This is a genomic window from Streptomyces boluensis (genome assembly GCF_009908195.1).
Lineage (GTDB): Bacteria > Actinomycetota > Actinomycetes > Streptomycetales > Streptomycetaceae > Streptomyces > Streptomyces boluensis.
This window is the reverse complement of record NZ_JAAAHS010000369.1, coordinates 1-7,598: the sequence shown is the minus strand read 5'-3', so window position 1 is coordinate 7,598 and position 7,598 is coordinate 1. Positions and strand designations below refer to the sequence as shown.

The window sequence follows — 7,598 nt, the reverse complement described above, 5'->3', positions numbered from 1 at the left end:
CCCCGGATCCCTGGCCACTTCCGGCCTCGTCTGGCATGACCGTACATGTGCGAAGCCCCCCACCGTATGACGGTGAGGGGCTTCGCGAAGGTTGAGCTGCGGACGTAACGCCCGTGTCTCAGTACCAGTTGTTGGCCTGCCAGAAGTCCCAGGCACCGCAGGGGCTGCCGTACCGGTCGTTCATGTAGTTCAGGCCCCACTTTATCTGCGTGGCCGGGTTGGTCTGCCAGTCGGAGCCGGCGGAAGCCATCTTGGAGCCGGGCAGCGCCTGGACGAGGCCGTAAGCACCGGAAGACGGGTTGGAGGCCCGGTAGTTCCAGGTGGACTCGTGGTCCACGATGTTGCTGAAGCACTGGAACTGGTCCGCGGGAACCATCTGGCGAGCGATCGCCTGGGTCTCCGCGACGGTGTACGAGCTCTGCTTCGCGATGTCCGAGATGTCGGCGCGTGCTTCGGAGCGGCTGGCCTTGAGCTCGGCCTCGCGCTCCTTGGCTGCCTTCTCGTCCGCGAGCTTCTTCTCGGCGGCTTCCTTCTTCGCCACCGCGTCCTCGGCGGCCTGCTTACGGGCCGACTCCTCCGCGGACTTCTGTGCTGCGGCATCGGCGGCGACAGCCTGCGCGTCGGCCTGCTGGGCGAGAGATGCGGTCTGCACCTCGGCCTGCTGGCCCGCGGGGATGTCAGCGAGGAGTGTCCCTTCGCCTGACGCTGCCGTGGCCTCCATGTCGTTGGAGGGCTGGGTGTCGCCCGAGGCGACGCCCACGACGGCGCCGACAGTGGTGACCGCCGTGGCCGAAGCCACCGCGAATCCCCGGACCGAAATCCGGCTCACATGCATTCCTTCCAGCATCGCCCGGTCGGTGACCTTTCGGGCGCAATCGTGCCCCTGGCGCTGGCCACCCACTGATACATGGTCACGGGCGGCACGGACCCCAGGGGCAACTCCCTTGCGGAAGTGAGCTCCTGTGAAGCGGGTGGCATGCGGCGGTCTCTATGAAGTTCTGGTGTTGTTCCACACCGCTGGGGGTGCGCAAGTGCCGCATGCGGGGCCTGACAGGACCACGACTCTGCCGGAACGGGACGCCGGGAGGCAATTCTGTGTTGCGTGTGAAAGCTCACACCCCGTTTGCCTCAGGAGTTTTGAGGAAATGCGCGTACGGCACAACGCCGCCCGGCTAAGCTCTTTCGCTCGCCGGGCGGCGTCAACTACCGCGTAGCTACTGCATTTCGGGACAGCGCCCGAATTCGGGACAGGACCCCTCAGATGTGACCGTCCTCCAGCATTTCGGTCACGAGCGCCGCGATCTGCGAGCGCTCGGAGCGGGTCAGCGTCACATGGGCGAAGAGCGGATGGCCCTTCAGTTTCTCGACGACGGCGACGACTCCGTCGTACCGCCCCACCCTGAGGTTGTCGCGCTGGGCGACGTCATGGGTGAGGACGACACGGGAGTTGGCCCCGATCCTGGACAGCACGGTCAGCAGGACGTTCCGCTCCAGGGACTGGGCCTCGTCGACGATGACGAACGCGTCGTGCAGCGAACGGCCCCGGATATGGGTGAGCGGCAGGACCTCCAGCATGCCGCGGGCCGTGACCTCCTCGATGACGTCGCGGCTGGTGACCGCGGAGAGCGTGTCGAAGACCGCCTGGGCCCAGGGGCCCATCTTCTCGGCCTCGCTGCCGGGCAGATAGCCGAGTTCCTGACCGCCCACCGCGTACAGCGGCCGGAAGACCATCACCTTCTGGTGCTGCCTGCGTTCGAGCACCGCGTCGAGTCCCGCGCAGAGCGCGAGCGCCGACTTTCCGGTGCCCGCCCGGCCGCCCATCGACATGATGCCGATGTCCGGGTCGAGCAGCATGTCGAGGGCGATGCGCTGTTCGGCGCTGCGGCCCTTGAGGCCGAAGGCCTCCCGATCGCCGCGCACCAGGCGGACGTTGCCCTCGGGCGTGACCCGGCCGAGGGCCTTGCCGCGCTCCGACTGCAACATGAGCCCGGTGTGCACGGGCAGCTCCGCGGCCTCCGGTACGTACAGGGTGTCCTGCTCGAAGAGGAGGTCCACCTGCTCACCGGAGAGGGCGAGTTCGGACATTCCGGTCCAGCCGGAGTCCGTGATCGCTAGCTCCGCGCGGTACTCCTCGGCGAGCAGACCGACCGAGGACGCCTTGATCCGCAGCGGCAGGTCCTTGGAGACGACAGTGACGTCGTACCCCTCGGCCTGCAGGTTGCGGGCGACCGCGAGGATGCGGGAGTCGTTGTCCCCCATTCGATAGCCGGCCGGAAGCACGCCGGGATCCGAGTGGTTGAGTTCGACGCGCAGCGTCCCGCCCAGTTCGCCGATCGGGATGGGGGCGTCGAGACGCCCGTGCCTGATCCGGCAGTCGTCGAGCAGGCGCAGGGCCTGCCGGGCGAAGTAACCGAGTTCGGGATGATGCCGCTTGGCCTCGAGTTCCGTGACCACCACGATCGGAAGCACTACTTCGTGTTCGTCGAAGCGGTTCATGGCGTTCGGGTCAGCCAGCAGCACGCTGGTGTCGAGAACGTAAGTGCGCCTATCGGGAGTGCGGCGCTTTGTGCTGGTCACCACGGAAGGACGTACCCCCTCGGAAGAGGTAGGGGAGCGACGGCGTCGCGGTTGCATGGACCGGGCTCGGACCACCTTGCGCGGGCCGAGCGCCGGCCCTCCACGAGTCCGTAACGAGTACGGGCCTTCTGGTGCAAAGGGCCTCCCGGGCGGGCGGCCCCATGCCACCCGCTGAGGTGCGACTCCCCTGGCCGGGGGGTCACTTGGCTTGGGTATTCCCTCGAACGCGGTCAGCCATGCAATGCGGTACGACGACAGATCGATGAACGTCCGGTGACCCGGCCCCAGCACGGGCCGGGCGCTCAGCGCGGGTCAGCTGCCGTAGCGCCGGTGCCGTGCCGCGTAGTCGCGGAGGGCGCGGAGGAAGTCCACCTTGCGGAAGGCGGGCCAGAACACTTCGCAGAAGTAGTACTCGGAGTGGGCGGTCTGCCAGAGCATGAACCCGGAGAGCCGCTGCTCGCCGCTGGTGCGGATGACGAGGTCCGGGTCGGGCTGGTCGCTGGTGTAGAGGTGGCGGCCGATCAGGTCGGTGTCGACGACCTCGGCGAGCCCCTCCATGGAGGTGCCCTTCTCCGCGTGGTCGAGGAGCATCGAGCGGACCGCGTCGGCGATCTCCTGGCGACCGCCGTACCCGACCGCGACATTGACGACTATTCCGTCGACGTGCGCGGTGGTGTCCTCGGCCTCCTTGAGCGTGTTCCGCATCGCCGGGGGCAGGATGTCCGGCGTACCGACGTGGTGCACGCGCCAGCGGCCGTCGGAGGCGAGGGTGCGGACGACGTCCTCGATGATGCCGAGGAGCGGGCCCAGCTCGTCCGCCGGGCGGTCGAAGTTGTCCGTGGAGAGCAGCCAGAGGGTGACGACCTCGACATCGGTCTCCGAGCACCAGCCGAGGAACTCGGAGATCTTCTCGGCGCCGGCCTGGTGGCCGCGCACGGCCGTGCTGCCCGCCGCCTTGGCCCAGCGGCGGTTGCCGTCCATGATGACGCCGATGTGCTTCGGCACCGCGGAGTGGTCGAGGCGGCCTTCCACCCGGCGTGCGTAGAGCCCGTACACCAGGTCGCGCAGGTTCACTCTCTTCAGCCCCTCCGTGCAGATGTCAGATGCGCCCCCGAAGGCGCCACCTTACCGTCGGTCGCGACAGTCGCCGTCCAAGGGTTCCTCCTGCCTGAAGGTAGCTTCGTACCCATGAACGACAACCGTGTGTACCGCGCCGCCGGTGACCGTTACGAGGCGATGGAGTACCGGCGAACCGGTCACTCCGGCCTGAAGCTGCCCGCGATCTCGCTGGGCCTGTGGCACAACTTCGGCGACGACAAGAGCCTCGACAACCAGCGGGCGATCCTGCGCCGCGCCTTCGACCTGGGCGTCACGCACTTCGACCTGGCGAACAACTACGGCCCGCCGCCCGGCTCGGCGGAGCTGAACTTCGGCAAGCTCCTGAAGCAGGATTTCGCGCCGTACCGGGACGAGCTGGTCCTTTCCACCAAGGCCGGCTATCTGATGCACCCCGGCCCGTACGGCGAGTGGGGTTCGCGCAAGTACCTGATGTCGTCCCTGGACGCGTCCCTGAAGCGGATGGGCGTGGACTACGTCGACGTCTTCTACTCGCACCGCTTCGACCCGGACACCCCGCTCGAAGAGACCATGGGCGCCCTGGCGTCGGCGGTGCAGCAGGGCAAGGCGCTGTACGTGGGTGTCTCGTCGTACACCGCGGAGCAGACGCGGGAGGCGGCGCGGATCCTGCGGGAGATGGGCGTACGGCCGCTGATCCACCAGCCCTCGTACTCGATGATCAACCGCTGGACCGAGGACGACGGCCTGCTCGATGTCCTGGAGGAGGCGGGCATGGGCTGCATCTCGTTCGTGCCGCTCGCGCAGGGCCTGCTGACCGGCAAGTACCTGAACGGCATCCCGGAGGGTTCGCGTGCCACGCAGGGCAAGTCCCTCGACCCGAACCTGCTGAGCGACGAGGTCGTGCGGCGTCTGAACGGGCTGAACGACATCGCGGCCCGGCGCGGCCAGTCGCTCGCGCAGTTGGCGCTCAACTGGGTGCTGCGGGACGAGCGGATGACGTCGGCGCTGATCGGTGCCTCCAGCGTGAAGCAGCTGGAGGAGAACGTGGCGGCGCTCGACGGAGCGAAGCTCACCGGCGAGGAGCTCACGGAGATCGACACGTTCGCGGTGTCCACGCCGGGCACGAACATCTGGGCCGGGCGGAAGTAGTCACACGGTCATGCGGTCACGCGGTGGGGGGCCGCTGCGGCGGCGGGATCGGCCGCGGGCATGAAAAAACGGGCCGGTCCATGGGGGGGAGATGGACCGGCCCGAGGGGGGGTTTCCACCATAACCCGTCGTGAGCGCGGTGGCGTGCAGCGGCGCGGCGCGGTGTCTCAGCGTGAGGTGAGGAGCGCGCCGCAGAGCAGTCCGGTGGCGGTTCCGGCGAGCATGCTGGGGCCGAGCGGCATGGCGGTGCGGCGGCTTGCGCGGCCGCGCAGGACCAGGGTGAGGGCGTGTGCGCCGCCGTAGCCGACGCCTGCGGTGAAGCCGAGGATCAGCACGCCCCAGCCGTACCACCCAAGGGCTATACCGAGGGCGAGCGCCAGCTTGACGTCGCCGAAGCCCATGCCGCTGGGGTGGGCCAGGAACAGCAGGAAGTACGTGCCGCCGAGCGCGAGCCCGCCGAGGAGTGCGCCCGGCCAGGAGCCGCCCGCGCCGTCGAGTGCGGCGGCGGCGCCGAGCAGGGTGAGGGCGGCGGCGGCCAGTGGCAGGGTGAGCAGGTCGGGCAGCCGGTGCACGGCGTGGTCGACGGCGGCGAGCAGGACGCCGAAGGGGACGAGGGCCAGCCAGACGGCGAGTTCGGGGCGCGGGCCCGTGGCGGCGGCGAGGGCCGCGCACAGCAGGGCGGTGACGGTGGCGAGCAGCGGGGTGCTCGGGCCGTACCAACGGGCGGCGGGCGGCGGGCAGTTGAGGCAGCGCGCGGCGCCGAGCCAGCCGTACGCGGGACCGGTGAGCAGGTGGCCCTGCGGGCAAGCGGTGCGCCAGGGTTCGCCGGGCGCGACGGCGAGGCGGTGTGCGGCGCGGGGCAGCAGGGTTCCGGCGAGTACGCCGTAGACGGCGGCGAGGGCGGGGAGCAGCGCGGGCACGGGTGCACTTTAGGGCGGCGCGCGGAGCTGCGACAGCGGTGCGTGGAACTGCGACAACCGCGTGTGGGAATTGCGGCAACTGCGCGTGGGGCTGCGGCGGGAGAAGGCTTGCGGCACCGTGTGGCCCCCTCCACCTCACGGTGCCGCACCGCGCGGCTTTGCCGACGCGAATTAGCCTTGGTCTGAACTTACGTGATCGCTACATGCGGATCGAGCGGTTCAGATAACGATGCGGAATCGAAGAGGGCGGCTTGTCCAAGTTTGCCCGTATCGCCCGACTTTCAGGCCGTCAGGCGATGCTTCTCGGCCGCCGCCTCCTTCGAAGCGGCTTCCGCCTTCGCCTGCTCGGCTTCCGCCTTCTCCTTGTTGGCGACGATGCGCTCCATAAAGGTGTCGCCCCACAGGCCGAGCGGCAGCAGTGCGGCGTTCAGCTTCTCGCCGAGGTCCGTCATCGAGTACTCGACGCGGGGCGGGACTTCGCGGTAGACCTCGCGGTGCACGATGCCGTCCGCCTCCATCTCCTTGAGCTGCTGGGTCAGCACCTTCTCGGTGACCCCGACGACCTCGCGGCGCAGCTCGCCGAAGCGCAGCTTGCCGTGGTCGTACAGCGCCCACAGGATCATCGGCTTCCACTTGCCGCCCACCACGTCGACCGCCGCGTCGATGCCGCACACATAGCGCCCCTGCGTCCTGGCCATGCCAACTCCTCGTCCCTGTGGGCGGGTTCGCCGTGCGGCCGCCCTGCTCCCGCCGATACTCGCACCATGACTACCAGCACTGTCAGCGTCACCTGGGCCGCCGCCCATTCCCGGCGCCTCACCCGGCAGTTCCTCGCCGCGCCCGCCGAGGGCTCCGCGCCCGACGACCTGGCGCGTACGGCGAGTGCCCTGCTCGGCGCGCACGCGCAGGTGCTGTCGGCCGCCGAACTCTCGCTGAGCGTGCGGCACACCGAGGCGACCAGGGCGGACGTACGGGCCGCGCTGTGGGAGGCCGGGACGCTGACGAAGACGTACGGGCCGCGCGGCACCGTTCATCTGCTGCCGACCGCCGAACTGCCGCTGTGGACCGGCGCGTTGTCGGCGCTGCCCGCCGGGCGGAACGTCGCGGCCGACGGCGTACGGCTCACCGTGCGGCAGACCGACGAGGTGGTCGCCGCGATCGGGGACGCCCTGGACGGGGTGTGTCTGACCGCCGACGAGCTGACCGAGGCGATCGTGGCGCGTACCGGGCCGTGGGCCGGGGAGCTGACGATGCCCGCGTTCCAGGGCATGTGGCCGCGCTGGCGCTCCGCGACGCACACGGCGTCGCACCGGGGCGCCCTCTGCTTCGGCCCGAACCGGGGGCGCCAGGTGACGTACACCCGGCCGCGCGGGGTGGTGCCCGAGGCCGGTGACGCGGCCCTCGCCGAGCTCGTGGGGCGCTATCTGCGCGCCTACGGTCCGGCGACGCCGCAGTCCTTCGCCAAGTGGCTTGCCATGTCCCCGAGTTGGGCCGTCGACCTGTTCGGCTCACTCGGCGGGCGGATCGAGCGGGTCGACTTCGAGGGCGAGGACGCCTGGGTCGACGCCGGGGACACGGAGTTCGCCGAGGAGCCGGTACGCGGGGTGTGGCTGCTCCCCTACTTCGACGCGTTCGGGATCGCCGCGTACCCGAGGGAGCGGCTGTTCCCGGGCCCGGCCCGCACCCGCGCCCTCGCCCGGGGGCAGGCGGGCAACTACCCGCTGCTCCTGGTCGACGACGAGGTCGCCGGGGTCTGGCACCAGCGCCGCTCGGGGCGCCGGATCGCGGTCACGGTCGAGCCGCTGCGGCCGCTCGCGCCGGGCCGGGTACGGGAGTTGGAGCGGTGCGTGCGGCGGGTGGGGGACGCGCTTGAGG

At 70.0% G+C, this 7,598-nt stretch carries 7 protein-coding genes; 2 read left to right on the top strand and 5 right to left on the bottom strand.

Features of this window, described 5'->3' with window-relative positions:
* Nucleotides 1–118 precede the first annotated feature (118 nt).
* The 3 genes from GUY60_RS31025 to GUY60_RS31015 form a co-directional block, all read right to left on the bottom strand.
* Nucleotides 119–829, bottom strand: coding sequence for an aggregation-promoting factor C-terminal-like domain-containing protein (locus GUY60_RS31025; protein WP_446697009.1), 711 nt, complete (start codon nucleotides 827–829; stop codon nucleotides 119–121).
* Nucleotides 830–1,257: 428 nt separating this feature from the next.
* Nucleotides 1,258–2,580 carry an RNA 5'-3' helicase PhoH2 gene (gene phoH2 / locus GUY60_RS31020; protein ID WP_161703853.1) on the bottom strand — a complete coding sequence of 441 codons (1,323 nt, stop codon included), beginning with the start codon at nucleotides 2,578–2,580 and terminating at the stop codon, nucleotides 1,258–1,260.
* Nucleotides 2,581–2,889: 309 nt separating this feature from the next.
* A complete protein-coding gene (locus tag GUY60_RS31015; RefSeq protein ID WP_161703851.1) occupies nucleotides 2,890–3,651 on the bottom strand; it encodes an isoprenyl transferase in 762 nt (253 codons plus the stop codon).
* A gap of 114 nt (nucleotides 3,652–3,765) precedes the next feature.
* Here GUY60_RS31015 and mgrA point away from each other — a divergent pair, with 114 nt between their 5' ends.
* On the top strand, nucleotides 3,766–4,803 hold the full coding sequence (gene mgrA / locus GUY60_RS31010) for an L-glyceraldehyde 3-phosphate reductase (protein WP_161703849.1): 1,038 nt from the start codon (nucleotides 3,766–3,768) through the stop codon (nucleotides 4,801–4,803).
* 167 nt (nucleotides 4,804–4,970) lie between these two features.
* Here mgrA and GUY60_RS31005 read toward each other — a convergent pair whose 3' ends face one another.
* Both GUY60_RS31005 and GUY60_RS31000 read right to left on the bottom strand, forming a co-directional pair.
* On the bottom strand, nucleotides 4,971–5,723 hold the full coding sequence (locus tag GUY60_RS31005; protein ID WP_161703847.1) for a prepilin peptidase: 753 nt from the start codon (nucleotides 5,721–5,723) through the stop codon (nucleotides 4,971–4,973).
* Nucleotides 5,724–6,004: 281 nt separating this feature from the next.
* Nucleotides 6,005–6,421, bottom strand: a complete 417-nt coding sequence (locus GUY60_RS31000; RefSeq protein WP_161703845.1) for a winged helix-turn-helix transcriptional regulator — start codon at nucleotides 6,419–6,421, stop codon at nucleotides 6,005–6,007.
* Nucleotides 6,422–6,487: 66 nt separating this feature from the next.
* Between GUY60_RS31000 and GUY60_RS30995 the strand changes: the two genes are divergently transcribed.
* Nucleotides 6,488–7,598: winged helix DNA-binding domain-containing protein (locus GUY60_RS30995; RefSeq protein WP_161703843.1), on the top strand; the 1,111-nt coding region annotated here is incomplete at its 3' end.

Bases quoted from the DNA above. Each gene is read 5' to 3' on its own strand.
- GUY60_RS31000 (WP_161703845.1), bottom strand. From the start codon at position 6,421: ATGGCCAGGACGCAGGGGCGCTATGTGTGCGGCATCGACGCGGCGGTC.
- mgrA (WP_161703849.1), top strand. From the start codon at position 3,766: ATGAACGACAACCGTGTGTACCGCGCCGCCGGTGACCGTTACGAGGCG.